26 protein-coding genes are annotated in these 24,340 nt (G+C 76.6%); 13 read left to right on the forward strand and 13 right to left on the reverse strand.

All coding sequences use genetic code 11. The annotated features are described in order from the left end of the window. Window positions 1–24 precede the first annotated feature (24 nt). Genes RTG05_RS13280 through RTG05_RS13290 form a run of 3 tightly spaced genes read left to right on the forward strand, consistent with a single transcriptional unit; the run spans window position 25 to window position 2,412 of the window. Complete coding sequence (locus tag RTG05_RS13280) at window positions 25–1,425, forward strand: dihydrolipoyl dehydrogenase family protein (protein ID WP_166529047.1); 1,401 nt, start codon at window positions 25–27, stop codon at window positions 1,423–1,425. Further along, window positions 1,422–1,934, forward strand: coding sequence for a redoxin domain-containing protein (locus tag RTG05_RS13285; RefSeq protein ID WP_166529048.1), 513 nt, complete (start codon window positions 1,422–1,424; stop codon window positions 1,932–1,934). Before RTG05_RS13280 ends, RTG05_RS13285 begins: the two co-directional genes overlap by 4 nt. Then, window positions 1,927–2,412 carry a hypothetical protein gene (locus RTG05_RS13290; protein WP_166529049.1) on the forward strand — a complete coding sequence of 162 codons (486 nt, stop codon included), beginning with the start codon at window positions 1,927–1,929 and terminating at the stop codon, window positions 2,410–2,412. The genes RTG05_RS13285 and RTG05_RS13290 overlap by 8 nt, the downstream gene beginning before the upstream one ends. A 17-nt stretch (window positions 2,413–2,429) precedes the next feature. Here the strand turns inward: RTG05_RS13290 and RTG05_RS13295 are convergent, their stop codons facing one another. Next, on the reverse strand, window positions 2,430–2,705 hold the full coding sequence (locus RTG05_RS13295) for an anti-sigma factor family protein (protein ID WP_166529050.1): 276 nt from the start codon (window positions 2,703–2,705) through the stop codon (window positions 2,430–2,432). A 12-nt stretch (window positions 2,706–2,717) separates the two neighbouring features. Continuing rightward, window positions 2,718–3,368 (reverse strand): RNA polymerase sigma factor, encoded by a 651-nt coding sequence (locus RTG05_RS13300; RefSeq protein ID WP_208104937.1) that lies wholly within the window; start codon window positions 3,366–3,368, stop codon window positions 2,718–2,720. Between the two features lie 99 nt (window positions 3,369–3,467). Between RTG05_RS13300 and RTG05_RS13305 the strand changes: the two genes are divergently transcribed. Both RTG05_RS13305 and RTG05_RS13310 read left to right on the forward strand, forming a co-directional pair. Continuing rightward, on the forward strand, window positions 3,468–5,018 hold the full coding sequence (locus tag RTG05_RS13305; protein ID WP_166529051.1) for a MocR-like pyridoxine biosynthesis transcription factor PdxR: 1,551 nt from the start codon (window positions 3,468–3,470) through the stop codon (window positions 5,016–5,018). Window positions 5,019–5,113: 95 nt separating this feature from the next. Beyond that, complete coding sequence (locus RTG05_RS13310; RefSeq protein WP_166529052.1) at window positions 5,114–6,424, forward strand: hypothetical protein; 1,311 nt, start codon at window positions 5,114–5,116, stop codon at window positions 6,422–6,424. Window positions 6,425–6,487: 63 nt separating this feature from the next. On the opposite strand, the gene RTG05_RS13315 is transcribed toward RTG05_RS13310, so the two are convergent. After that, complete coding sequence (locus RTG05_RS13315) at window positions 6,488–6,982, reverse strand: hypothetical protein (RefSeq protein WP_166529053.1); 495 nt, start codon at window positions 6,980–6,982, stop codon at window positions 6,488–6,490. Between the two features lie 133 nt (window positions 6,983–7,115). Beyond that, complete coding sequence (locus tag RTG05_RS13320; RefSeq protein WP_315911864.1) at window positions 7,116–8,549, reverse strand: tannase/feruloyl esterase family alpha/beta hydrolase; 1,434 nt, start codon at window positions 8,547–8,549, stop codon at window positions 7,116–7,118. Between the two features lie 221 nt (window positions 8,550–8,770). Between RTG05_RS13320 and RTG05_RS13325 the strand changes: the two genes are divergently transcribed. After that, window positions 8,771–9,196: a hypothetical protein gene (locus tag RTG05_RS13325; RefSeq protein ID WP_166529054.1), complete on the forward strand. Its 426-nt coding sequence runs from the start codon at window positions 8,771–8,773 to the stop codon at window positions 9,194–9,196. A 91-nt stretch (window positions 9,197–9,287) separates the two neighbouring features. Here the strand turns inward: RTG05_RS13325 and RTG05_RS13330 are convergent, their stop codons facing one another. Next, entirely contained in the window at window positions 9,288–9,545 is a 258-nt protein-coding gene (locus tag RTG05_RS13330; protein ID WP_166529055.1) for a hypothetical protein, read from the reverse strand. 233 nt (window positions 9,546–9,778) lie between these two features. Here RTG05_RS13330 and RTG05_RS13335 point away from each other — a divergent pair, with 233 nt between their 5' ends. Then, the gene (locus tag RTG05_RS13335) at window positions 9,779–9,982 is read left to right on the forward strand and encodes a cold-shock protein (RefSeq protein WP_014741881.1); all 204 of its coding nucleotides are present in this window, start codon (window positions 9,779–9,781) and stop codon (window positions 9,980–9,982) included. 63 nt (window positions 9,983–10,045) lie between these two features. On the opposite strand, the gene RTG05_RS13340 is transcribed toward RTG05_RS13335, so the two are convergent. Then, entirely contained in the window at window positions 10,046–10,498 is a 453-nt protein-coding gene (locus RTG05_RS13340) for a hypothetical protein (RefSeq protein ID WP_166529056.1), read from the reverse strand. A 123-nt stretch (window positions 10,499–10,621) separates the two neighbouring features. On the opposite strand from RTG05_RS13340, the gene msrB reads away from it, so the two are divergent. Beyond that, entirely contained in the window at window positions 10,622–11,035 is a 414-nt protein-coding gene (gene msrB, locus RTG05_RS13345) for a peptide-methionine (R)-S-oxide reductase MsrB (RefSeq protein ID WP_166529057.1), read from the forward strand. 60 nt (window positions 11,036–11,095) lie between these two features. Here the strand turns inward: msrB and hemQ are convergent, their stop codons facing one another. The 3 genes from hemQ to hemE all read right to left on the reverse strand — a co-directional run bounded on the left by hemQ (window position 11,096) and on the right by hemE (window position 14,678). Then, the gene (gene hemQ / locus RTG05_RS13350; protein ID WP_166529058.1) at window positions 11,096–11,812 is read right to left on the reverse strand and encodes a hydrogen peroxide-dependent heme synthase; all 717 of its coding nucleotides are present in this window, start codon (window positions 11,810–11,812) and stop codon (window positions 11,096–11,098) included. Between the two features lie 407 nt (window positions 11,813–12,219). Next, on the reverse strand, window positions 12,220–13,620 hold the full coding sequence (hemG, locus tag RTG05_RS13355) for a protoporphyrinogen oxidase (protein WP_166529059.1): 1,401 nt from the start codon (window positions 13,618–13,620) through the stop codon (window positions 12,220–12,222). Beyond that, a complete protein-coding gene (hemE, locus tag RTG05_RS13360) occupies window positions 13,617–14,678 on the reverse strand; it encodes a uroporphyrinogen decarboxylase (protein WP_166529060.1) in 1,062 nt (353 codons plus the stop codon). The genes hemG and hemE overlap by 4 nt, the downstream gene beginning before the upstream one ends. 72 nt (window positions 14,679–14,750) lie before the next feature. On the opposite strand from hemE, the gene RTG05_RS13365 reads away from it, so the two are divergent. The 4 genes from RTG05_RS13365 to RTG05_RS13380 all read left to right on the forward strand — a co-directional run bounded on the left by RTG05_RS13365 (window position 14,751) and on the right by RTG05_RS13380 (window position 20,217). Next, window positions 14,751–15,368 carry a DUF3000 domain-containing protein gene (locus tag RTG05_RS13365; RefSeq protein ID WP_166529061.1) on the forward strand — a complete coding sequence of 206 codons (618 nt, stop codon included), beginning with the start codon at window positions 14,751–14,753 and terminating at the stop codon, window positions 15,366–15,368. 115 nt (window positions 15,369–15,483) lie between these two features. Next, window positions 15,484–16,749: an HRDC domain-containing protein gene (locus tag RTG05_RS13370; RefSeq protein WP_315911865.1), complete on the forward strand. Its 1,266-nt coding sequence runs from the start codon at window positions 15,484–15,486 to the stop codon at window positions 16,747–16,749. A gap of 181 nt (window positions 16,750–16,930) precedes the next feature. Beyond that, window positions 16,931–18,133: a thiolase family protein gene (locus RTG05_RS13375; RefSeq protein WP_166529063.1), complete on the forward strand. Its 1,203-nt coding sequence runs from the start codon at window positions 16,931–16,933 to the stop codon at window positions 18,131–18,133. After that, on the forward strand, window positions 18,130–20,217 hold the full coding sequence (locus RTG05_RS13380) for a 3-hydroxyacyl-CoA dehydrogenase NAD-binding domain-containing protein (protein ID WP_208104938.1): 2,088 nt from the start codon (window positions 18,130–18,132) through the stop codon (window positions 20,215–20,217). The genes RTG05_RS13375 and RTG05_RS13380 overlap by 4 nt, the downstream gene beginning before the upstream one ends. Before the next feature lie 64 nt (window positions 20,218–20,281). Here RTG05_RS13380 and RTG05_RS13385 read toward each other — a convergent pair whose 3' ends face one another. The 4 genes from RTG05_RS13385 to RTG05_RS13400 form a co-directional block, all read right to left on the reverse strand. Continuing rightward, on the reverse strand, window positions 20,282–20,566 hold the full coding sequence (locus RTG05_RS13385) for a thiamine-binding protein (RefSeq protein WP_315911866.1): 285 nt from the start codon (window positions 20,564–20,566) through the stop codon (window positions 20,282–20,284). Between the two features lie 22 nt (window positions 20,567–20,588). Further along, on the reverse strand, window positions 20,589–22,505 hold the full coding sequence (gene dxs / locus RTG05_RS13390) for a 1-deoxy-D-xylulose-5-phosphate synthase (RefSeq protein WP_166529064.1): 1,917 nt from the start codon (window positions 22,503–22,505) through the stop codon (window positions 20,589–20,591). A gap of 113 nt (window positions 22,506–22,618) precedes the next feature. Then, window positions 22,619–22,987, reverse strand: a complete 369-nt coding sequence (locus RTG05_RS13395) for a hypothetical protein (RefSeq protein WP_315911867.1) — start codon at window positions 22,985–22,987, stop codon at window positions 22,619–22,621. A gap of 126 nt (window positions 22,988–23,113) precedes the next feature. Continuing rightward, the gene (locus RTG05_RS13400) at window positions 23,114–23,341 is read right to left on the reverse strand and encodes a DUF4177 domain-containing protein (RefSeq protein WP_166529066.1); all 228 of its coding nucleotides are present in this window, start codon (window positions 23,339–23,341) and stop codon (window positions 23,114–23,116) included. Window positions 23,342–23,563: 222 nt separating this feature from the next. On the opposite strand from RTG05_RS13400, the gene RTG05_RS13405 reads away from it, so the two are divergent. Next, window positions 23,564–24,334 carry a hypothetical protein gene (locus tag RTG05_RS13405; protein ID WP_315911868.1) on the forward strand — a complete coding sequence of 257 codons (771 nt, stop codon included), beginning with the start codon at window positions 23,564–23,566 and terminating at the stop codon, window positions 24,332–24,334. Window positions 24,335–24,340: the final 6 nt, after the last annotated feature.

Here is a 24,340-nt window from a genome sequence, read left to right on the forward strand (position 1 = left end):
CCGGGTGCCGCCGCACTGTCCCCGGTGGACACCTACGACGTCGTCGTCCTGGGCGCCGGTCCGGCCGGTGAGAACGTCGCCGCGCGTGTGGTCCGCGGCGGCCTCACCGCGGTCGTGGTCGAGGCCGAGCTGGTCGGCGGCGAGTGCTCCTACTGGGCGTGCATGCCGAGCAAGGCGCTGCTGCGCCCGGTGCACGCCCTGCGCGCCGCCCGGCGGCTGCCCGGCGCCCGGGAGGCGGTGACCGGCGACCTCGACGTCGCCGCGGTCCTCGCCCGGCGGGACGCGTTCGCCGGCCACCACGACGACGCCGGGCAGGTGCGCTGGCTCACCGACGTGGGCGTGCACCTGGTGCGCGGGCACGGCCGACTGGCCGGCGAGCGGCGGGTCGAGGTCACCCGCCCCGACGGGACGCCGACGACCCTGGCCGCCCGCCACGCCGTCGCCGTCGCGACCGGCTCCACCGCCGCGCTGCCGCCGGTGCCGGGGCTGGCCGAGGCGCGGCCGTGGACCAGCCGCGGGCTCACCACCGCCCGGGACGCCCCGTCGCGGCTGCTGGTCCTGGGCGCGGGGGTGGTCGGGCTGGAGATGGCACAGGCCTGGGCCGGGCTGGGCAGCTCGGTCACGGTGCTGGAGGTCGCCGGGCGGCTGCTGCCCGCGGTGGAGCCGTTCGCCGGCGAGCTGCTGGCCGGGGCGCTGCGCGAGGACGGCGTCGACCTGCGGCTCGGCGTCCGGGCCGACCGGGTGGCGCGGCCGTGCGCGGACGGCCCGGTGACCGTGCACCTGGCCGACGGCGCGGCGGTGGAGGCCGACGAGCTGGCCGTCGCCGCCGGGCGCCGGCCGGCGACGACCGACCTGGGCCTGCAGACCCTCGGGCTGCGACCCGGCGACGCCCTGCCCGTCGACGACACCCTGCGCGTCGAGGGCAGCGACTGGCTGTACGCCGTCGGTGACGTCAACGGCCGGGCGCTGCTGACCCACCAGGGCAAGTACCAGGCCCGCGTGGCGGGTGACGCGATCGCGGCGCGGGCGCGCGGGGAGCAGCCGGGCTGGCGGGCCGAGGCCGACGACGCCGCCGTCCCCCAGGTCGTGTTCACCGACCCGGAGGTGGCCGCCGTCGGGCTGACGACGGCGCAGGCGGCCGAGCGGGGGCTGCGGACGCGCACGGTCACCGTCGAGCTCGGGCACCTGGCCGGCGCCGCCCTGCACGCCCGGCACTACCGCGGGCGGGCCGCGCTGGTCCTCGACGAGGACCGCGCCGTCGTGGTCGGGGCGACGTTCGTCGGGCAGGACGTCGCCGAGCTGGTCCACGCCGCGACGGTCGCGGTCGTCGGGCGGGTCCCGCTGGACCGGCTGCGGCACGCGGTGCCCCCCTTCCCGACGATCGGCGAGGCGTGGCTGCGGCTGCTCGAGGAGGCCGGGCTGTGAGCGCCCGCGACCTGCAGCCGGGCGACCGCTTCCCGGACCTGGAGCTGCCCGACGTCGACGGGCACCTGCGGCGGCTGTCGGAGCTCTCCGGCGGCGACCCGCTGGTGCTGCACACCTACCGCGGGTTCTGGTGCCCCAAGGAGCGCGCCTACGCCCGCGAGCTGGTGACCCTGCAGCCGGCGCTGGAGGTGGCCTACACGCGGCTGGTGTCGGTCAGCGTCGACCCGCCGGAGGTGGCCGCGGCCTTCCGCGCCGGCCTGGACGCCCGCTGGACGTTCCTGTCCGACGCGGGACGGCGGTGGCTGCCCGAACTGGGGCTGCAGGAGCTCACCGACACCGTGCACGACCCGTACCTGCCGACGGTCTGGCTGCTCACCCCGGAGCTGCGGGTGCACCGCTGGTGGCTGGGCTACTGGTACTGGGGCCGGCCGTCGGCCGGCGAGCTGTGGCAGGAGCTGCGGGCGCTGTCGCGGGACCTGCGGCCGGACTGGGAGCCCCCGCGTGCCTGACCCGGCCTGGCTGCTGCTCGACCCGGCCGGAGGGGTGTCGGCTCCGCTGGCCACCGCTGCCGGCGACGGCGTCCGCCTGCTCGCCTGGCCGGCCGCGGCGCGGCGGCCGCACCCGGGGGCGCGGCGCTGCGACCCCCTGCTGCTGGACGCCGACGGCCCCACGGCGGTCGTCTCCGTGCTGTGGCCGGACCGGGACGCGCTGCCGCTGTTCGACGACCCCGCGGTCGTGCAGGCCCGCCGGGCGGCGCTGGCCGGTCCGTGGCCGCGGGCGGCGTCGGCGCTGACCGTCGACGCGGTGCACTTCGCCGGGTCGGTGTGGGTCACCGACCCCGGGCGGCCGGTCGAGGACCCGTTCGCGCTGCTCGGCGTCCCACGCCTGCTGGAGGTCGGCGCCGGGGTGCTGGGCCGCCGGCCCCGGCCGGCCGGGCCGGCGCAGGAGCGCTACGCCGGCGCGCCGTGGCCGGCCGACGGCTGGTGACCGTGCCGGGTGGCCGCTCAGCCGCGCGGGCCGTACCGGCGGTAGGCGTCCATGAGCCGGTGCCGCAGATCGGTCCCCAGGGGCTCGGCGTGCTCGGGGCGGCCGAGCGCGTGCAGCGCGTCCGCGGTGCGGCGCATCTGGTCGACGTACTCCGCGCACCCGGCGCAGCTCAGCAGGTGGTCGTCCACCCGCACCACCGTCGCGCCGTCCAGGTCGCCCTCGAGCAGGTCGGTGGCCAGCTCCACCACGTCCTGGCACTCGACCGGACCGGACGGTCCCCCACGCAGTGGCACCCCGCCAGTCTCTCACCCGGCGGCGCCCAGGTACTCCTCGAGCGCCGAACGCACCCTCGTGCGCCCCCGGTGCAGCAGCACCCGCTGGTTGCCCGGGGAGAGGCCCAGCAGCGCGCAGACGTCGGCCGCCGGCAGGCCCACGACGTCGTGCAGCTCCACCACCTCGCGCTGCCGGGGCGGCAGGTCGTCGAGGGCCGCACGCACCCGGTGCAGCGTCTCCCGCGCCATCAGCACGTCCTCCGGGTCGCTGCCCCAGCGCCGGGGCGGCGGCACCCGGCGCCGGACCCGCCGGGCGTCGTCCGCGAGCGCGAGCGGCGAGCCGCCGTCGTCCGGGCCCTGGAGGTCGACGGGGGTGCACCGGCGCTCGCGCCGGCCGGAGGTGCGCGCGGTGTTGAGCAGGATGCCGAACACCCACGTGGTCAGGCTCGACCGGCGCTGGAAGGCGCCCAGCCGGGTGAGCACCACGACCCAGGTCTCCTGCACGACCTCCTCGGCGACGGCCTGGTTCGGGACGTGGCACCGGGCCACCCGGAGCATCCCCGGCGTCAGCCGCTCGACGAGCTCGACGAAGGCCCGCTCGTCGCCCGCGCACAGCGCGTCCACCAGGGCGTCGTCGGGGCGGACGGGGGGTGGCGGGGACGGGACGAGCGGTTCTGCGGTCACGGTGCACCCTCGGGGAGAGCGGCCCGGCGGGCTTGCCGGACGGACGGACCCGACTCCACAGTGACGCTAACGATCAGTGCACCGCGCTCGGCGGACCACATGGACAGCGGGGAGGTGGACCACCTGCGCAGCCCGACACGGCGCGGCGAGCTGCTCGTCGAGGTCTCCCGCGCCGGCGGCGAGCCGGTGCGCGAGCAGCTGCGCCGTCAGCTGATCGCGGCCATGGACGCCGGCAGGTTGACGCCCGGCGACCGGCTGCCGCCCTCACGCCACCTCGCCGCCGACCTGTGCCTCGCGCGCGGGACCGTCGTGGAGGTCTACGACCAGCTGCAGCACGAGGGCTACCTGGAGACCCGGCGCGGATCGGGCACCCTGGTCGCCGGCCGACCCCCCGGGTCCCCGGCCGGGGAGGGACCGCCCACCACCTGGGTGCCGGCCGTGCCGGAGGACGCGCCGCTGCTGGACCTGCGCCCCGGCGCCCCGGACCTGGCCGCCTTCCCCCGGGCGGCGTGGTCGTCGGCCACCGCCCACGTGCTGCGGGTGCTGCCCGACCGGGAGCTCGGCTACGTGCCCCCGTGGGGGTCGGTCGCCCTGCGCACGCAGCTGGCCGGCCACCTGGCCCGCACCCGGGTCACCGCCGCCGGGCCCGACGACGTCGTGGTGACCAGCGGGGTCACCCAGGCCCTCACGCTCACCTGCCGGGTGCTCACCGACCTCGGGCACCGGGCGCTGGCCGTGGAGGACCCCAGCAACGCCATCCAGCGCCGGGTGCTGGGCCGGCACGTGCCGGCGGTCGTCGACGTCCCCGTCGACGACGAGGGCCTGGACGTCGCCGCGCTGGAGCGCTCCGGTGCCCGCGCGGTGCTGGTCACCCCCGCCCACCAGCACCCGACCGGCGTCGTGCTCAGCCCGCGCCGACGGGCGGCGCTGCTGGCCTGGGCCGACCGGGTGGACGGGTGGGTCCTCGAGGACGACTACGACGCGGAGTTCCGGTTCGGCCGCCAGTCCGCGCCCTCGCTGCAGGGCGCGGCCCCCGGGCGGGTGGTCCACGTCGGCTCGGTGAGCAAGACCCTGGCGCCCGGCCTGCGGCTGGGCTGGCTGCTGGCACCCCCCGCCCTGCGCGCCGCCCTGGTCGGCGCCAAGCGGGACGACGACTTCGGCACCTCCGTGCTGACCCAGCACACGCTGGCCCACCTGCTCGACACCGGCGCCCACGACCGGCACCTGCGGCGGCTGCGGCTGCGCTACCGCGGCCAGCGGCGCGCCCTGGTCGAGGCGCTGGCCCGGCACCTGCCGGCGTGGCGGGTACAGGGGGCCGAGGCCGGGCTGCACCTGTGCGCGATGGGCCCGGCCGACGTCGACGAGGTGGCCGTCGTCGACGCGGCGGCCGAGCGCGGCCTGCTGGTGCTCGACCTGGGCCGGATGCGCTCGGCCCCGGGCGCCCCGGGTCTGGTGCTCGGCTTCGCCCGGGTGCGCGAGCACCAGGCCGACGTGGCCGTCCGCCGGCTGCGCGACGCCGTGGCGGCGGCGGCCGCCCGCCCCCGTGCGGGCGCGACGCCGCGGACGACGGCGCTGCCCGACCCGCGCAGCGCCGTCCGGCTGGGCACGACGGCGCTGGACTACTTCCCGCCGGGGTCCACCGGGCCCTGAGACCGGCGCGTAACGGGCGGCCGGTGTCCGGCGACCCACGGCGCGGGGCGGGTGAGCCGTTCACCGTGGTGCCCCGCGTCGTCTGGAGGTTCCCCATGAGGAGATCCGTGCTGCGCGCCGGGGTCGTCGGCGTCTGCGTGACGCTGGCCGCGGTCGTGTCACCGGCCCACGCGACACCGCCACCCGAGGCGGTCCCCGACCCGGCCCGGGGTGTCGACCCCGGCCTGGACCGCCGCCTGGCCCTGACCGAGGCGGCCCGGCTGCTGGCCGGGGAGGGGCTGGCGGGCCGGCGCCTGGTCGAGGAGCTGATCGACCGCGTCGACCGCTTTCCCGCCGAGGAGAACGTGTTCCTCGCGAGCACCATCGCGCTCAACGACCTGGAGGACCCGGAGGAGGCCACCGCCGTCGTGCCGCTGTTCCGCGGGGTCGGGCCGGACGGGCGGGCCGACGAGCAGTACATCATCACCGAGGCGTCGGACTTCGCCGTCGCCCAGCTGCTCGGCGTCAACTACGCGCCCAAGCTCGTGTGGGCGCGCGGCAGCGGCGGTGACCAGCAGGTCTCCCTGGACCGGAAGGACCGGATGCGGTTCCGCGGCACCGTCGACTTCGCCCCCGAGCGCAGCGTCGAGCCGGCCACCGAGGAGACCGTGGTGCCGGGCACCAGCGTGTTCCCACCGGCCGCCGTCCAGCCCGGGGCCGTGGCCGACGCCGAGTGGTCCTCGGCCGTGGTGCTGCCCAGCGGCCTGGTGCTCAACGCCCAGGTCGTCGCCAACGACACCGGGCTGCACGACCGCGCCACCGACATCGACGTCCGCGACCGGCAGGTGACCATGGAGCTGCTGGACGGCTTCCAGGGCGGCGACCAGCTCTACTACCACTTCGTCACCGACTCCTCCGACCCCGTCGCGGCCACCCTGGAGGCCGGCGTCTACGCGCCGCGGCTCGCCGAGCTGCCCCGCTTCGGGGAGAGCACGCTGGACGACCGCTCCGCGCTGCTCGGGTTCTCCCCCAACATCAACGGCCGCGAGGGCCGCGACGACCCGGAGCGGCAGGGGCTCAACTACACGGTGGCCAGCGGCGGGGAGGACCCGATCAACGTCTTCCCGCTGGACCCGGACAACCGGCGCGCCTACGGGAACGACTACAGCCCGATGTGGGACGCGCACGTCAACCAGTGGACCCGCGCGGCCGTGGACGCCGGCGAGCGGCGCCGGATCACCGGCTTCGCCGACCTGCGCGCGCTGGTCGACGAGGGCCTGGTGGAGAGCGGGGCGATCAGCCCGGAGGGGCCGGGCAACCCGTTCGTGGCCGGGTTGCGGCCGAGCGACATCATCATCAACTGCCCGGTCATCGCCCAGCCGTTCGAGACGAACGAGGACGAGGAGGACGACGACCCCACCACCTGACCCCGGCGATCGGGGTGGCGCGGTCCGTCCGGGTGGTGACCCGGACGGACCGCGTCCGCCGGCTCACCGGTCGGGGTCGAGCCCCTCGTTGAGCTCCACGGCGCGCCGGAGTGCGCGGCGCCGCCGCACGGCCCAGATGCCGACGACGGACCAGATCACGACCGTGGCCCAGTTGACGTCGACGCCCTCGCCGGAGACGACCCGGGGGACCACCAGACCCAGTGCGGTGACCAGCCAGACGACGAGGAACGCGACGACCACCCGCCGCCTCCAGGGGTCGCGTGGCAGCCGCAGCTGCTCCTGGCGCAGCAGTTCCCGGGCCCACTCGACGGCCACCGGCCGCAGCCGCGGGTCGGGCAGCCGGCGCCCCCTCGGCACGTCCTCGGCTATGCGGGACGCCTCCCCGGCCGACAACCCGTGCCGCCGCACGAGGTCACCCCACGGGTCCGGCTCCGCGCCGGCGCGCAGCCGCGACCAGTACGGCCGCCGGGCGACCCACACCGCGAGCAGCGGCAGGCCCACGGCGACCACCAGGACGACGACGAGCGGCAGGGTCACCTCCGCACGATGACCCGGGGACGCCCGGACGACCGCGGGCGAGTGGTGCGCTCACCCGTCCGGGTGACCGGGCGACCGCCCGCTCAGCGGCTGTGCCGGTGCCCGCGCCGGGCGGCGCGGGCACCGGCACACCTCAGCTCAGCGCGCAGGTGTCGAGCAGCGCCGGGTCGGTGGCGCCGTTGCCGGCCGGCCGCGGCACGGTGGTGCTCGCCGGGGGCTTCTCGCGGTCCTCCACCCAGGCGGTGAGGGCGTCGAAGGCGGTCCGGAAGCAGGGCAGCATCGGCCGCAGGCGCTCCGGGTCCAGGCCGACCAGGCTGTCGACGTGGTTGCCGCCCTCGATGCGGTAGTAGCGGTGCAGCCAGTCCCGGTGCTGGTCGGCGACCATCTCGGCGTACACGTCGCTGTCGGTGCTGATCGGCAGCAGGGTGTCGAGGGTGCCGTGCAGGGTCAGCATCGGCTTGTCGATCTCGCCGGTGAGGCTGATCCGGGCCAGGGCGTCGTGCACCGGCTGCGACGCCGGGTCGGTGAACCACGCGTCGTAGCCCGCGTCGCTCGGGCAGGGGGCCACGATCGCCGCCAAGGTGGTGCCGGCCGTCGCCCCGGGGCAGGTGGGGTCGTACGCCGGGTCGAACTCCGCCCGGTAGACCTTCTGGGTCAGGCCCCAGTACACCTGCTGGTGGTAGGGCCACAGCGCCTCCGACCCGGGCGCGAAGCCGGCGGCGTACATGTCCTCGGCGTCGGCCTGGCCCAGCGAGTAGCGCACCGCCGTGGGCAGGTAGGTGAACAGGTTCGGGCCGTCGGGGGTGAACAGGGTGCCCTCCCAGTCGACGCCGCCGTCGTACAGCTCCGGGCGGTTCTCCAGCTGCCAGCGCACCAGGTAGCCGCCGTTGCTGATGCCGGCCAGGTAGGTGCGCTGCGGCGCGTGGCCGTAGCGCTCCTGCAGGGCGCCCTTGGCCGCGACGGCCAGCTGGGTGACGCGGTCGTGCCACTCGGCGACGGCGTCGGCGGGCTGCTCGCCGTCGGTGTAGAAGTCCGGGCTGTTGTTGCCCTTGTCCGTCGAGGCGTAGGCGAAGCCCTGGGCGAGGACGGAGTCCGAGACCAGGAAGTCCGAGGCGTACTGCTTGCGGTTGCCGGGTGCGCCGGTGACCACCAGGCCGCCGTTCCAGTCGTCCGGGATGCGCAGCACGAACTGGCTGTCGTGGTCCCAGCCGTGCGTGGTGTTGAAGGAGGAGGTGTCCGGGAAGTACCCGTCGACCTGCAGCCCGGGCACCCCGCTGGGGTTCGTCGTGCCGGGGGCGTGCAGGGAGACCCAGTCGGTCTGGTCGGTGTACTGGCCGGCAGGAGCCGTGAGCAGCCCGGCCGTGGTGATGTCGGGCAGGCAGGCGGTGTCGGCGCGCTCGGCGCCCGGCACCTCGACGCGGTCGTCCGCGGTGCACGCGCGCGGCGCCGGGTCCCGCTCCGGGCCGCGCCCACCCTGGTGGGCGGCTGCGGGTGCCGCCTGCAGGGCGAGCGCTGCGGCGGTGCCGAGCGTGACGAGCGACCAGGCGGGTCGGCGGCGCAGGTGCAACGGGACTCCTTCGTCCGTGGAGCGGGTGCCGCGATCGTGTCCGAGGCCACACACCGGCGCAACCCTGCGTATCGCTCCGGGCACGCTCGACGCTCCCGTGCCGCCGCACCGGCCGCCCTCCCCGGACCGTCACCCGGACGGGTGAGAGCCGGGTCACCCGACGACGTCCCGGTGCCCGACCTGCCGTTGGGGAGACGTCCGGTCCACGACGGAGGTGCACGGTGCGGGTCCCGTTCCTGCTGTACGGCGTGCTCTACGTCCTCGTCGAGGTGGTCGGCGCGCAGCTGGCGGTGATCGGCTGGCCGCAGCTCACCGCCCTCGACGTCGCCACCGCGGTGGCCAACGCCTGCCTGACCGTCGCCGTCGGTGTCGCCGTCCTCGTCGGCGCGGACGTCGGCGGACGCCGGTGGCGCCGGTCGGTCGGGGCGTGGCGCCAGGAGCGGGCGCTGGCGGCCGCCGTGGCGTGGGAGGACGCCGCGACGATCACGGTGTCCTCGTGGCGGCCGGAGCCCCTGGCGCTGCCGGCCGGTCCGTCCTCCCGTGCCGCCGCCCCCGGCGGCAGGCCGCGGGACGCCGCACCCGGGGGTGACTACGCCACCCCGTCGCGTGGCCGGCCGTTCCCCGAGGAGCCCGGCCGCCTGTTCTGAGCGGTCGGCCCCTCCTGCGGGTGCCTCCTGGGTCGGGCCCCCGTCCCCGGCCCCGCCGGCGGTCCGGCGGCCGCCGGACCGGACGTGCGGCTCAGCGGGTGAGCAGGGCGGCCCGCGCGCCGAGGTGGTGACCGGCGACCGCGGCGGCACCGGCCCGGTGGATGCCGGCCGCGAGCGCGACGGCGTCGGCCGGCGTCACGGGGACGTCCCCGCGGGTCGGCACCGGCCCGCGGGACCCCGGGCAGCACAGGGCCAGGCGCTCGGCGAGGTCGGCCTCCAGGTCGGCCTCGGCGAGGTCCTCGACGTCGACCAGGACGAGGGGCTCGGTGGTCAGCAGGGCGGCGGTCATGGCGGGAGTCCGTTCCTCGGGGCGCCGGGTCCCTCCCGGCACGGACGACGATCCGGGCCGCTCCGCAGGCCCCCGCGCAGCCAGCCGCAGGATCGGCGCAAGATCCCGCCCCCGGAAGACGGACCGGCCCCCGGGGCCCCGCGGACGCCGTTGTGCGGCTATGGTCGTCCGCGTCGGGAAGGCCTCTGCGCTATGGCAGGACCCCGATGCACCATCTCAGCTAGGAGCGAGCAATGCCCGAAGGAACTGTCAAGTGGTTCAACGCGGAGAAGGGGTTCGGCTTCGCCACCCCTGACGGCGGTGGGCCGGACGTGTTCGTCCACTACTCGGCCATCCAGACCAGCGGGTACCGCTCGCTCGACGAAGGCCAGCGGATCTCGTTCGACATCGAGCAGGGCCAGAAGGGCCCGCAGGCTGCGAACGTCAACCCGGTCTGACTCCCCGATCAGCACAGCGCCCCCGCCCGGTCCCTCCGGGCGGGGGCGCTGTCGTTCGCGAGGTCACCGGGCCCGGGGCACGTACCCCCCGATGAGCGCGGACATCAGCAGCGCGCCGTCGTCCGGCCCGAGCGCGACCGCCGCCTCGGCGAGGGCCCGCCACCGGGCGCGCTCGACGTCGGTCGGCGCGTGCTCCGCCCGGGCGGTGAGCTGCTCGACCAGCCGGTCCCACTCCCCCTGCGGCGTCGGCCACAGCCCGGCCAGTCGCCGCGCCTCGGCCGAGATGCCGGTGAACCGCACGATCTCGCCGGCGTAGTTCGTCAGCGCCTCGACGTAGCCCGCCGCCACCAGCGCCCGCGCGGCCGCGGTGACCTCCGGCTTGGGCAGCCCGCTGGCCGGCACCACCTGGCCCAGGTACGGGTTGCCCCCGTGCTCCGACCCGTCGACGAGCCGGGCGATCGCCCGCAGCACGGGCAGGTCGCGGGTGAACCAGACGTCGTCGAGCTGCTCGGGCACCCGGCCAGTCTCCGCCGGGCACGACGGCACCCCGCCACCCGGGGCCACGGTGCCCTCACGGACCGGCCCGGTCACCGCTCCGGCGCCGATCACACCTGGCGGGCCGCTCGTATCGTCGAGGGCATGACCACGTCCGCGCAGCAGCCGAAGGTGACCAAGTCCGACGAGGAGTGGCGGGCCCAGCTGTCGCCCGAGGAGTACGCCGTCCTCCGGCAGGCCGGCACCGAGCGGCCCTGGACCGGGGAGTACGTCGACACGAAGGCGCAGGGCGTCTACAGCTGCCGCGCCTGCGGGGCGGAGCTGTTCCGGTCGGAGACGAAGTTCGACTCGCACTGCGGGTGGCCGTCGTTCTACGAGCCGACGTCGGCCGACAACGTGGTGCTCCGCGAGGACCGCGCCTTCGGGATGGTCCGCACCGAGGTGCTGTGCGGCAGCTGCCACAGCCACCTGGGCCACGTCTTCGCCGACGCCCCGCAGACCCCGACCGGCGACCGCTACTGCATCAACTCGGTGTCGATCCGCCTCGTCGCGTCCTGACCGGAGTGTGGGAGTGCGGGAAACCCGCACTCCCACACTCCGCTCACGGCAGATCGGCGCTCACGGCAGGTCGGCGACCAGTTCGGCGACCGGCTTGCGGACGCCGGTGTAGAACGGCACCTCCTCGCGGACGTGCCGCCGGGCCCGGCTGGCCCGCAGGTCGCGCATGAGGTCGACGATGCGGTGCAGCTCGTCGGCCTCGAAGGCGAGCAGCCACTCGTAGTCGCCGAGCGCGAACGCGGCGACCGTGTTGGCGCGCACGTCGGGGTAGGGCCGGGCCTGCATGCCGTGCTCCTTGAGCATGTCTCGCCGCTCCTCGTCGGGCAGCAGGTACCACTCGTAGGACCGCACGAACGGGTAGACGCACACGTAGCGGCGCGGCTCCTCCTCGGCCAGGAACGCCGGGATGTGGCTGCGGTTGAACTCCGCGGGCCGGTGCAGCGCCATCTGCGACCAGACCGGCTCCAGGTGCCGGCCCAGCGCCGTGCGGCGCAGCCGGGTGTAGGCCTCCTGCAGCGCCTCCGGCGTCGCCGCGTGCCACCAGACCATGAGGTCGGCGTCGGCCCGCAGGCCGCTCACGTCGTAGGTGCCGCGGACGACGACGTCCTTGCCGGCCAGCTCCTCGAGCAGGCCCTGCACCTCGTCGGCGGTGCCGGTGCGCGGCTCCTCACCCAGCGGGCGGGCCAGCCGGAAGACCGACCACATCGTGTAGCGGATGGTGGCGTTGAGCTCCTTCGCCCGCTTGCCGATGCTGCGCTCGTCGGTCTGCTCGCTCATGACCCCATCATCCCCCTCGGGGCGGGGACGCCGCCGCCCGCCCGGCAGGGGCCGGGCGGGCGGCGGGACGGTGTCAGCGGGTCGCCGCAGTGCGCCACCGCCGGTCCTGGACGGGGACGGCGTGCGCGTCGCGGCAGTCGCCGCAGGCGGCCATCCAGACGTGGTGGCGCAGGCAGCGGGCGGGTCGGAGGGCAGGGCGGACGGGGTGGTGCACGGTCACGACAGGTGCAACGGTCCCGTCCCGGCCGCCATGCCGGGCACCCGCCGTGGCGTCGGGCACGCTGGCCGCGTGACCGTGCAGTGGCTGGCGCACGCTCTGCAGGACGAGCTCGGGCCGGACGTCGACGTCGTCCACGCCGAGGACGGCGAGGACCGCCCGGTCCGCGAGCGCCGCGGCCGGTGAGGGGTCACAGCAGCGCGTCGACGGCCCGCTGTGCGTCGCGGATGCAGGCAGGCACGCCGACGCCGCCGAACGCCGCGCCGGCGACCGCCAGCCCCGGCACCGCGCCGACGGCGGCGCGCACGGCGGCCACCCGCGCCGGGTGGCCCACCAGGTACTGCGGCAGCCCGCCGCCCCAGCGGACGACGCGGGTGGCCACCGGCTCCGGCCGGGACAGCTCCAGCAGGTCGGCGACGTCGGCGACCACCGCCGCGGCCAGGTCGTCGTCGTCGCGCTGCAGCTGGTGCTCCTCGCGGTGGCGGCCCACCGAGGAGCGCACCAGCAGGTGGGGTCCGGTGGCGAGGTGCGGCCACTTGTGCGAGGAGACGGTGACGCCCTTGACCAGCCGGCCGGTCACCGGCGGAACCAGCAGGCCGGAGCCGACGGCCACCTCCTGCGCCGGGAAGGCCATCGCGACCACGGCACTGGACGCGTACGGGATGCCCTGCAGCGGCTCGACCGCGCCGGGGGCGACCCGGCCCAGCAGGCGGGCGGCCTTGCCGGCGGGTGCGGTCACCAGGACGGCGTCCGCGGCCAGCTGCTCGGGGGCGTCCCCCCGGCCGACGGCGAGCTCCAGGCCGGTCGCCGTCCGGGTCAGCCCGTGCGCCGGGGTGCGCAGCCGGACCTCGGCGCCCGAGGCGGCGACCAGGGCTGCGGGAAGCGAGCCGATGCCGTCGGCGACGGTGACGAACACCGGGGTGCCGGTGTCGAAGCGGCTGCGCGCGCCGGCGTCGCGGGCGGCGGCGGCCGCGCCGAGCACCGAGCCGGCGGTGGGCAGGTGGGCGGCCAGCTGCGGGATGGTGGCCTGCAGCGACAGCTCGTCGGCCCGCCCGGCGTAGACCCCGCCGAGCAGCGGCTCGACCAGCCGGTCGACCACCTCGTCACCGAGCCGGGCACGCAGCAGGGCGCCGACCGCGACATCACCATCGAGCACGAGGGGCGGCAGCTCTGCCTCCGCGGCCACCCGGGCCACCCCGGCCGGGGTGAGGATCCCGTCCAGCCCCTCGGCCGACGCCGGGACGCCGAGCACCGTGCCGGGCGGCAGCGGGAAGCGGCCGTCGGGCAGCACCACCGTCGCCTGCGTGGTGGCCGGGGTGACCAGCCGGTCGGCCAGCCCGAGCCGCTCGACCAGCTGCACCGCCTCGGGGACCCGCGCCAGCACGGCCTCCGGGCCGGTGTCGTACCAGTGCCCGGCCAGCTCGACCCGGTCCAGCTTGCCGCCGACCCGGTCACCGGCCTCGAGGACGACGATCTCGTCGTCCGGGCGCCGGCGCCGCCACTCGAAGGCGGCGGTCAGGCCGGTGATCCCGGCGCCGACGACGACCAGGCGGCGGCGCGTCGCCGGGGTGGTGGGGCGGGACGGGATCACCGTGCGGTCAGCTCGTGCACCAGCTCGACGACGTGCGTGAGCACCCCGGGGTCGGTGTCGGGCAGCACGCCGTGGCCGAGGTTGAACACGTGGCCCCGCGCGGCCCGGCCCTGGGCGACGACCCGCCGCACCTCCCGGTCGACGGTGTCCCGGCCGGCCAGCAGGACGGCGGGGTCGAGGTTGCCCTGCAGCGACCGCCCGGGGCCCACCCGGCGGGCGGCCTCGTCCAGGGGCACCCGCCAGTCGACGCCCACCACGTCGGCCCCGGCGTCCCCGATCAGCGCCAGCAGCTCGCCGGTGCCGACGCCGAAGTGGACGCGCGGCAGGTCCCGGTCGCCCAGGGCGTCGAACACCGCCCGCGAGTGCGGCAGCACCCGCTCGGCGTAGTCGGCGGCCGACAGCACCCCGGCCCAGGAGTCGAACAGCTGCACCGCCGAGGCCCCGGCGTCGGCCTGGGTGGTGAGGAAGGTCGCGGCGGAGACCGCCAGCCGGTCCAGCAGCCGGCCCCACGCCTCCGGCTCGGCGTACATGAACGCCTTGGTGCGCGCGTGCTCCTTGGACGGCCCGCCCTCGATGAGGTAGGTGGCCAGGGTGAACGGCGCCCCGGCGAAGCCGATCAGCGGGGTGGCCCCGAGCTCGGCGACCAGCCGGCGCACCGCGGTGGCCAGGAAGTCCAGCCGGTCGGGCTCCAGCGGCGGGAGGGCGTCGACGTCGGCGACGGTGCGCACCGGCTGGGCGATCACCGGGCCGACGCCGGGCTTGATGTCGATGTCGACGCCGGCGACCACCAGCGGCAGCACGATGTCGGAGAACAGGATGGCGGCGTCCACGCCGTGCCGGCGCACCGGCTGCAGGGTGATCTCGGTGACCAGGTCGGGGTCCTGGCAGGCCTCGAGCATGGCGGTGCCGGCCCGCAGCGCGCGGTACTCCGGCAGCGAACGGCCGGCCTGGCGCATGAACCACACCGGGGTGTGCCGTACCGGGAGGCCGCGGGCGGCGCGGACGAGGTCCGACTCGGCGGGGAGGAGTGCGGGCGTCGGCGCGGGATCGGCGGTCACGACGTCCCATCCTCCCAGAACCCGTGCGGCGCGTCGGCGGCAGCGCGCGGCCGGGCGACCTACCCTGCGAGCGTGGAGCCCTCCAGCCTCCCCGGTGCCGGGGACCGCCCGGGCGGTGAGCCGCCGGAGGAGTTCCGCGCTGCGCTGGAGGCGCTGGCCGGCGTGACCGCCCGCCCCGAGATCGTGCTGGAGGCCATCCCGGCGCCGCAGCGGCTGGCGCCGCACGCGTTCGCGGTGGGTGCGCTGGTCACCGAGCCCGACGGCGACGAGGACGTCGAGGTCGCCACCGGGCGGTTCATCGTGCTGCACGACCCGGCCGGCCACGACGCCTGGGCCGGTACCACCCGTTGCGTCGGCTACCTGTCGGCCACGACCGACGAGCACATGGTCGACGACGCGATGTTCTCCGAGGTCGCCTGGAGCTGGCTGACCGACGCCCTCGCCGACTGCGGCGCCGCGTCGCACGCCCTCGGCGGCACCGTCACCCGCACCGCCTCGACGCGGTTCGGTGAGCTGGCCGGCGTCGAGCACTCGGTCGACGTGGAGATCCGCGCCTCCTGGACGCCGGACGACGGCCACCTGGACCGGCACCTGACCGCGTGGCTGGACGTGCTGGGCAGCGCGGCCGGCCTGCCGCCACCGGGCGTCCGGCTGCTCGGGCCGGCCGACCCGGACCCCAGCGAGCCCTGACCCCACCGCACCCGGCGCCGGAGCCGGGTGCCCGGTCCGGCGGGGCCGGCGCTCACTAGGATCGGGGTCCCAGGCGCGTGCGCCGGCGCCCGCCGTGGTCCGTGCCCGCGCGGTCGTGCCGTACCCGCTGTCGATTGGACCTGCCCTGAGCACCGCGCCCCTCCCGGACGACGAGCCGGCCGCTCCCCCGGCGGTCCCGCTCCTCGCCCCCCGCGACGGGCTGCCCCCGGTCATCGAGACCCCGCCGGCGCTGGCCGGCTACGCCGAGGCGCTGGCCGCCGGCACCGGCCCGGTCGCGGTCGACGCCGAGCGGGCCTCCGGCTACCGCTACGGCCAGCGGGCCTACCTGGTGCAGCTGCGCCGCGCCGGCGCGGGCACCGGCCTGGTCGACCCCGTCCCGCTGCCGGACCTCTCGCCGGTGCAGGCGGCGATCGCGGACGTCGAGTGGGTGCTGCACGCCGCCAACCAGGACCTGCCCTGCCTGGCCGAGCTCGGCCTGGTGCCGGCCCGGCTGTTCGACACCGAGCTGGCCGCCCGGCTGGCCGGCCTGCCGCGGGTGGGTCTGGGGCCCGTGGTCGAGTCGCTGCTCGGCTTCTCGCTGCAGAAGGGCCACTCCGCCGCCGACTGGAGCACCCGGCCGCTGCCGGAGGAGTGGCTGGTCTACGCCGCGCTGGACGTCGAGGTGCTCGTGGACCTGCGCGACGCATTGGCCGCCCTGCTCGAGGAGCAGGGCAAGACCGAGTGGGCGCGGCAGGAGTTCGACGCCGTCCTCGCCGCCGGTCCGCCGGCGCCGAAGCCCGACCCGTGGCGGCGGACGTCGGGGGTGCACGGGCTGCGCAACCGCCGGCAGCTGGGCATGCTGCGGTCGCTGTGGCAGGCCCGCGACGACCTGGCCCGCCGCCGCGACGTCGCCCCGGGCCGGGTGCTGCCGGACGCCGCGATGGTGTCCGCGGTGCAGGCCGACCCGCAGACGGAGGCCGCGCTGCTGGAGCTGCCCGTCTTCCGCGGCCGCGCCAACCGCCGGCTGGTGGACACCTGGTTCGGCGCCCTGGCCCGCGGCCGGGCGCTGCCGGACTCCGCCCTGCCGCCGCACAGCCGGCCCAGCGAGGGACCACCGCCGGCCAACCGCTGGTCCGACCGCGATCCGGCCGCCGCCACCCGGCTGCAGGCCGCCCGCGCCGGGCTGGCCGCGCTGGCCGCGACGCACGCCGTCCCGGTGGAGAACCTGGTCTCCCCCGACCTGGTGCGCCGGCTGATGTGGAGCCCGCCGGAGCCCCGGGACGCCGACACGGTGGCCGCGGCGCTGCGGGCCGGCGGCGCCCGCGAGTGGCAGGTCGGGCTCACCCGCGACGTGCTCACCGACGCCCTGACCCGCGCCTGAACACGGCGAGATCGGCGATCTCGCGCGGACACGGGTCCGTTGCCGTGCGAGATCGCCGATCTCGCCGCCGCGGGGCCACCCCCACCGAGGGACGGGCCGTGCTTGGACCTCCGGTTACCGGCGGGTAACTTGAGCGGTGCCCCGCTGGCCGGCGGCGGCACGGAACTGCTGCGGAGGTCACATGTCCCGCTCGCTGCGCGAGGTCGTCTTCGTCGACGGCGTGCGCACCCCCTTCGGCAAGGCCGGCCCGAAGGGCGTCTACGCCGAGACCCGCGCCGACGACCTCGTCGTGCGCGTCATCCGCGAGCTGCTGCGCCGCAACCCGGCACTGCCGGCCGACCGCGTCGACGAGGTCGCCATCGCCGCCACCACCCAGGTCGGCGACCAGGGCCTGACCATCGGCCGCACCGCCGCGCTGCTCGCCGGCCTGCCGAAGACCGTCCCCGGCTACGCCATCGACCGGATGTGCGCCGGCGCGATGACCGCGGTGACCACCACCGCGTCCGGCATCGCCTTCGGCGCCTACGACGTCGCCATCGCCGGCGGCGTGGAGCACATGGGCCGCCACCCGATGGGCGAGGGCGCCGACCCCAACCCGCGGTTCTTCAGCGAGCAGCTGGTGGACGGGTCCGCGCTGGTGATGGGCGCCACCGCGGAGAACCTGCACGACCGCTTCCCGCACCTGACCCGCGAGCGGGCCGACGCGTTCGCGCTGGCCAGCCAGCAGCGGTACGCCAAGGCCGTGGCCAACGGGCAGATCGGCCCGGAGCTGGTCACCGTCGCCACCCGCAGCGCCGAGCACGGCTGGGGGCTGGCCACCGCCGACGAGCCGCCGCGGCCGGGCACCACCCTCGACGGGCTGGCCACGCTGAAGACGCCGTTCCGCCCGCACGGCCACGTGACCGCCGGCAACGCCGCGGGCCTCAACGACGGCGCCACCGGCTGCATCCTGGCCGCCGAGGAGGTGGCGCAGGAACTGGGCCTGACGGCGGGCATGCGGCTGGTCGGCTACGGCTTCGTGGGCGTGGAGCCCGAGGTCATGGGCGTCGGCCCGGTCCCGTCGACCGAGCGCGCGCTGGCCCGCACCGGGCTGACCATCGACGACATCGGGCTGTTCGAGCTCAACGAGGCCTTCGCCGTCCAGGTGCTGGCCTTCCTGGACCACTTCGGCATCGCCGACGACGACGAGCGGGTCAACCCGTGGGGCGGCGCGATCGCCGTCGGCCACCCGCTGGCCTCCTCCGGCGTGCGGCTGATGACCCAGCTGTCCCGCCAGTTCGCCGAGCGGCCCGACGTCCGCTACGGCCTGACCGCCATGTGCGTGGGCCTGGGCATGGGCGCCACCGTGATCTGGGAGAACCCCGCCTGGGAGGGCACGAAGTGACCACGGCAGTGTTCGAGGACGAGGTCGTCACCACCGCGCGGGTCCGGTACCTGCGGGTGCCCGGGCTGGCCGGTGAGATCGCGCTGATCACCCTGGACAACGGGCACGACCACACCCGCCCGTCCACCTTCGGCCCGGCCGGGCTGGCCTCGCTGGACGCCGCACTCGACGCGATCGAGGCGCACACGCCCGCGCCGGCGGCCATCGCGGTCACCGGCAAGCCGTTCGTCTTCGCCGTCGGCGCGGACCTCTCCGGCGTCCCGGCGATCACCTCCGCCGCGCAGGCACGGGAGATCGCCGAGACCGGCCACCGGGTGTTCCGCCGGCTCAAGGACGCGGGCGTCCCGACGTTCGCCTTCGTCAACGGCGCGGCACTCGGCGGCGGGCTGGAGCTGGCCCTGCACTGCTCGTACCGCACGATCGCCAGCACCGCCGTCGTCGGCCTGCCCGAGGTGTTCCTCGGCCTGGTGCCCGGGTGGGGCGGCACGCAGCTGCTCCCCAACCTGGTCGGCGTCGACGCGGCGGTGACGGTGGTCGTGGAGAACGCGCTGGCGCAGAACCGCATGACGCCGGGGCCCAGGGCGGCGAAGCTGGGCATCGCCGACGCGCTGTTCGAGCCGGCCGACTTCCTGGAGCGCTCGCTGGAGTGGGCCGCCGGCGTCCTCACCGGGGACGTCACGGTCACCCGGCGGCCGGTGGACCGGGGGGCGTGGGACGACGCGATCGCGCGCGCCCGCGGCATCGTCGCGGCCCGCACCCGCAACGCCTCCCCGGGCGCGCTGCGGGCCGTGGAGCTGCTCGACCTCGCCCGTGCCGGCGTGGACGGTGCGGCGTTCACCGCCGGCACCGCCGCCGAGGACGCCGCGCTGGCCGACCTGCTGACGAGCGACGAGCTGCGGGCCTCGCTGTACGCGTTCGACCTGGTCAACAAGCGGGCCAAGCGCCCCGCCGGCGCACCGGACAAGGGCCTGTCGCGGAAGGTCGGCAAGGTCGGCGTCGTCGGTGCCGGGCTGATGGCCTCCCAGCTGGCCCTGCTGTTCGTGCGGCGGCTGGAGGTGCCGGTCGTCCTGACCGACGTCGACCAGACGCGGGTGGACCGCGGCGTCGGTTGGGTGCACGGGGAGCTGGAGCAGCTGGCTGCCCGCGGCCGGCTGTCGCCGGACCGGCTCACCCGGCTGCGCGGCCTGGTGACCGGCGCGCTGGACAAGGCCGCCTTCGCCGACGCCGACCTGGTGATCGAGGCGGTGTTCGAGGAGATGTCGGTCAAGCAGCAGGTGTTCGCCGAGGTGGAGGCCGTGGTCTCGCCGGAGTGCGTGCTGGCCACCAACACCTCGGCGCTGTCGGTGACCGAGATGGCGGCCAAGCTGGCGCACCCCGAGCGGGTGGTGGGCCTGCACTTCTTCAACCCGGTCGCCGTGCTGCCGCTGGTGGAGGTGGTGCGCGCCGAGCGGACCGACGACGCCACGCTGGCCACCGCCTTCGCCGTCGGCAGGCAGTTGAAGAAGTCCTGCGTGCTGGTCGCCGACGCCCCGGCGTTCGTGGTCAACCGGCTGCTCACCCGGTTCCTCGGCGAGGTCACCGCCGCCGTGGAGCAGGGCACGCCGGTGGCGGTGGCCGAGCGGGCGCTGGACCCGCTGGGTCTGCCGATGACGCCGTTCGAGCTGCTCACGCTGGTCGGCCCGCCGGTGGCGCTGCACGTGGCCGAGCGGATGCACGAGGCCTTCCCGGACCGGTTCACCGTGGGCGAGGGGCTGCGCCGGATGGTCGAGCTCGGCAAGACCAGCGTCTACTCCGAGCCGGGCGTCGTCGACCCCGACCTCGCGGGCATCGACGCCGGGGACTCGCCGCTGACCGAGGAGCAGGTGCGCGAGCGCGCGACCGGGGCGCTGGCCCAGGAGATCCGGCTGATGCTCGACGAGGGCGTCGTGCAGGCGGTGCAGGACGTCGACCTGTGCATGCTGCTGGGCGCCGGCTGGCCGTTCTGGCTGGGCGGCATCTCCGCGTACCTGGACCGCACCGGGACCTCGGAGCGGGTCACCGGCGCGCGCTTCCTGCCGCGCGGGGTGGCCTCGCTGCCCGCCTGAGCGCCCGAGCGGGTGCGCCGGCGCCCCGTTCCCGTCGCGGGGACGGGGCCGCCGGGGCACTCCCTCAGCGGAACTTGGCGGTGAGCGAGTCCATCGTCCGGTCCACCGAGGCGACCTTGAGGTGGGAGATCCCGCTGGTCGCACCGGCGGCCAGCACTGCCTCGTGCGCGGCCCGCAGCGTGGCCCACACCGCGTCGGCGTCGCCCTCGATCGTCGTGCCCAGCGCGCCGACCTCGTGGCGGAGGCCGGAGGCCCGGATCACCGCGATCGCCGCCTCGACGTGGGCGTGCGGGTCGTCAGCGGTGCCCGGCGGCGAGGGCGCCACCTGGATCTCGGCGATCACGTGCACCGGCACGACCTGGCGGACCCGGTCACGGGCGCTCCTCGACCGCCTCGGCCACGCTGCCCTCGGCGCGCTCGGTGAGCACCGCCGTCCACTCCGCGATCCGGCGGGCGACGTCCTGCTCGGTGAGGCCCGCGTCGGCCAGCACCTGCCCGACGCTGCCGTGCTCCAGGAACGCCTGGGGCAGGCCGAGGGCGCGCAGCGGGACGTCGATGCCGCGGTCCTGCAGCGCCTGGGTCAGCGTGGTGCCCACGCCACCGGCCCGCCCGCCGTCCTCGACGGTGACCACCAACCGGAACCCGGACGCCAGCGCCACGAGGTCGTCGGACACCGGCAGCACCCAGCGCGGGTCGACGACGGTGACCTCGATGCCGTGGTCGGCGGCCCGCTCGGCGGCGGCCAGGCACACCGGCACCATCGAGCCGACGGCGACCAGCAGCACCTCCGCCGCAGCCCCGCGGCGCAGCACGTCGACCGGCCCGCGCCGCTCCAGTGCCGGGATGTCCACCGGCGGCGTGCCCTTCGGGAACCGGACGACGGTCGGCCCGTCGGTCACCTGGACCGCCTCGCGCAGCGCCTCGCGCAGCGTCGGCTCGTCACGGGGCGCGGCCAGCCGCACGCCGGGGACGACGGAGAGGATCGACATGTCCCACATGCCGTTGTGCGAGGCACCGTCGCTGCCGGTCACCCCGGCGCGGTCCAGGACGACGGTGACCGGCTGGCGGTGCAGCGCGACGTCCATGAGCAGCTGGTCGAAGGCCCGGTTGAGGAACGTCGAGTAGACCGCGACCACCGGGTGCATCCCGCCCATGGCCAGCCCCGCGGCCGAGGTGAGCGCGTGCTGCTCGGCGATGCCCACGTCGTAGGTGCGCTCGGGGAAGCGCTCGGCGAAGGCGGTCAGCCCGGTGGGGTGCAGCATCGCGGCGGTGACGGCCACGACGTCGGAGCGCTCGGCCCCGAGTCGGGCCAGCTCGTCGCCGAAGGCCGTCGTCCAGTCGCGGCCGGCGGTGGCGGCACTGGCCCCGCTGTCGGGGTCGAAGACCCCGGTGGCGTGCCAGGCGTCGAGCTGGTCGGTCTCGGCCGGCGCGTAGCCGAAGCCCTTGGTGGTGACCGCGTGCACGATGACCGGCCCGCCGAAGGAGCGCGCCCGGCGCAGCGCGGACTCCACCGCCCGGACGTCGTGGCCGTCGACCGGGCCGATGTACTTGAGGCCGAGGTCCTCGAACATGCCCTGCGGGGACAGGACGTCCTTGAGGCCCTTCTTGACGGCGTGCAGCGCGTCGAACAGCGCCGAGCCGACGACCGGCGCGCGGTGCAGGGCCTGGCGGACGGCGAGCAGCGCCTGCTCGTACCCCGGGCGCAGCCGCAGCGAGGCCAGCGCGTCGGCGACCCCGCCGATGGTCGGCGAGTAGGAGCGGCCGTTGTCGTTGACGACGATGACCACCGGGCGGTCCTTGGCGCCGGCGATGTTGTTCAGCGCCTCCCAGGCCATGCCGCCGGTGAGCGCGCCGTCGCCGATGACCGCGACCACCGGTCGGTGCTCGCCGCGCACGGCGAGGGCCTTGGCCAGCCCGTCGGCGTAGGACAGCGAGGTGGAGGCGTGGCTGTTCTCCACCCAGTCGTGCTCGCTCTCCGCGCGGCTCGGGTAGCCGGACAGCCCGCCGCGCTGGCGCAGCCTGGCGAACCCCTCCACCCGGCCGGTGAGCATCTTGTGCACGTAGCTCTGGTGGCCGGTGTCGAAGACGATCGGCTCGCGCGGGGAGTCGAACACCCGGTGCAGGGCGATGGTCAGCTCGACCGCGCCGAGGTTGGGCCCGAGGTGCCCGCCGGTCCGGGCGACGCTGGTGACCAGCGCGTCGCGGATCTCGGCGGCCAGGCCCGGCAGCTGCTCGGCCGGCAGCGCCTTGAGGTCGTCGGGGGTGCGGAGCGATCGCAGGAGCGACACGAGGAGGTGCGTCCTCTCCATCGGCGGCGGGGCACGGCGTCGTGAGGGCCGCCGACCCACTGTAGCCGCGCTGATGCAGACCCTTCGGATCGAGCACCACCGACGGATGCAGGTCAGAGGCGGGGCACCCAGCGCTCGCCCCGCAGGGCCCCGCCGACCGCGTCCACCCCGCGGGCGGCCGCGGCCAGCCGGGCACCCTCCCGCTCGTAGGCGGCCATCGCCGCCTCCATGGCGTCCGGCGGCAGGTCGTCGGCCAGCTCCACCCGCACGGTGCGCCAGCCCGCGCGGGCGGCCTCCAGCCCGGCGGCGACGTGGTCGCGGGCGAACCGGGCGAGCAGCACCGGGTAACGGCGCAGCACCTCGTGCGCCCGGTAGTCCGGCGGGACGAGGTCGAACAGCCAGACGACGGCGGTGTGCTCCCAGTCGGGGGCACCCGGCGGACGCACGGCTGCCGGCCAACCGGGGGGCAGCGTGGCGTCCACCGCACCAGTGTGCCCCATCGATCGAACACGCGTTCGACCTGGTGGGCCGGCCGACGCCCGGAGCACCGGCCCCGTCCCGGGCCCCGCCCTGAGCCTGCGAAGGGTGGGGAGGACGGGGGTCCTCGCTCAGGAGGTGGGGCGCTTGAGCCAGAACTGCTCGAAGCCCCAGGTGCCCGCGCCGCTGGAGTTGTAGCTGACCAGTTCCCAGCCCTCGCTGCCGAGCCGGTTGAGCACCGAGCTGGTGTCGCCGGCCTGGCGCTCCAGCTGCCCGCCGGGGAGCTTGACGCTCACCCCGGCGCGCAGCGACTGCGCGTCGTTGGCCGTGATGACCGAGGCGTACTCCCAGGTGGTCACGGTCGACCACGGTAGCCGGTCGGCGCAGCGCGCCCCGGCCCAGGACGTCCCGGAACGGCTCGGCCGCTCGCCGTCCGGACCCTTCCGTCACCGCGCTCCCCGGGATACCGTCACAGCGAGCGCCCGACCGAACGCTCAGCGTGTGCACGGTGGGTCGCCCCCGTCCGGGTCACCGCACCGCACGCCGCCCACCGCTCCGCACCCGCCGAGGGGACCGCCCGCATGCTCCGCCCGTCGACCCCCCGCACCGGCGGCTCCCGTTACTCGCGGGCCGCGGTCACCGCGCTCGGGGTGCTCTCCTTCGTCGGGATGGCCGCCGGGCTGGGCGCCGTCGCGGCCGACGAGGGCGGGGCCTCCGGCCCCGGCACCGAGGCGGCCGTGCACCACCCGGTCCCGACCGCGCCCGGCGGGGTCGGGGAGCCGCTCCGCGCCGGGGAGATCGGCGACGCCGCCCGTGCCGGGGAGATCGGCGACGCCGCCCGCGCCCCGGGGCCGGCGGCACCGGGCTCCCCGGGCACGTCGCTCCCGCCGGACGCCGGGCCCGTGCCCGCTGCCGTCGTCCCGGAGGCCGACGCGCCCGCCGCCGACACCGGGAACGCGCCGCCCACCGCCGTCCCGGCACCGGACACCTCCGCGGGCAGCCTGGCACCGGCCCCCGCGCCGGTCCCGCCGCCGGCGGCCACCCCGCCCGCGCCGCCGGCTGCGGCGTCCCCGGCTTCGCCGTCACCGACGCCGGCCGGGCCCCCGGCGCCTCCTGCTCCCCCGCCGCCCCCGGCCGCGCCGAGCCCGCCCGTCCTGGTCCCCCAGCTCCTCCCCACGACACCGACGACGCCGTCCGCGACACCGACGCGGTCCGCGACACCGACGCCGTCCGGGACACCGACGACGACGGCCCCTGAGACGCCGGCGGGGACGACGGCACCCACGACGGCACCGGCGACGGCGACCGACGTCGTCGAGCCCACGGGGCGGACGGGCCGGGGCGGGGACTGAGCGGCG

The organism is Geodermatophilus sp. DSM 44513 (assembly GCF_032460525.1).
Classification (GTDB): Bacteria; Actinomycetota; Actinomycetes; order Mycobacteriales; family Geodermatophilaceae; genus Geodermatophilus.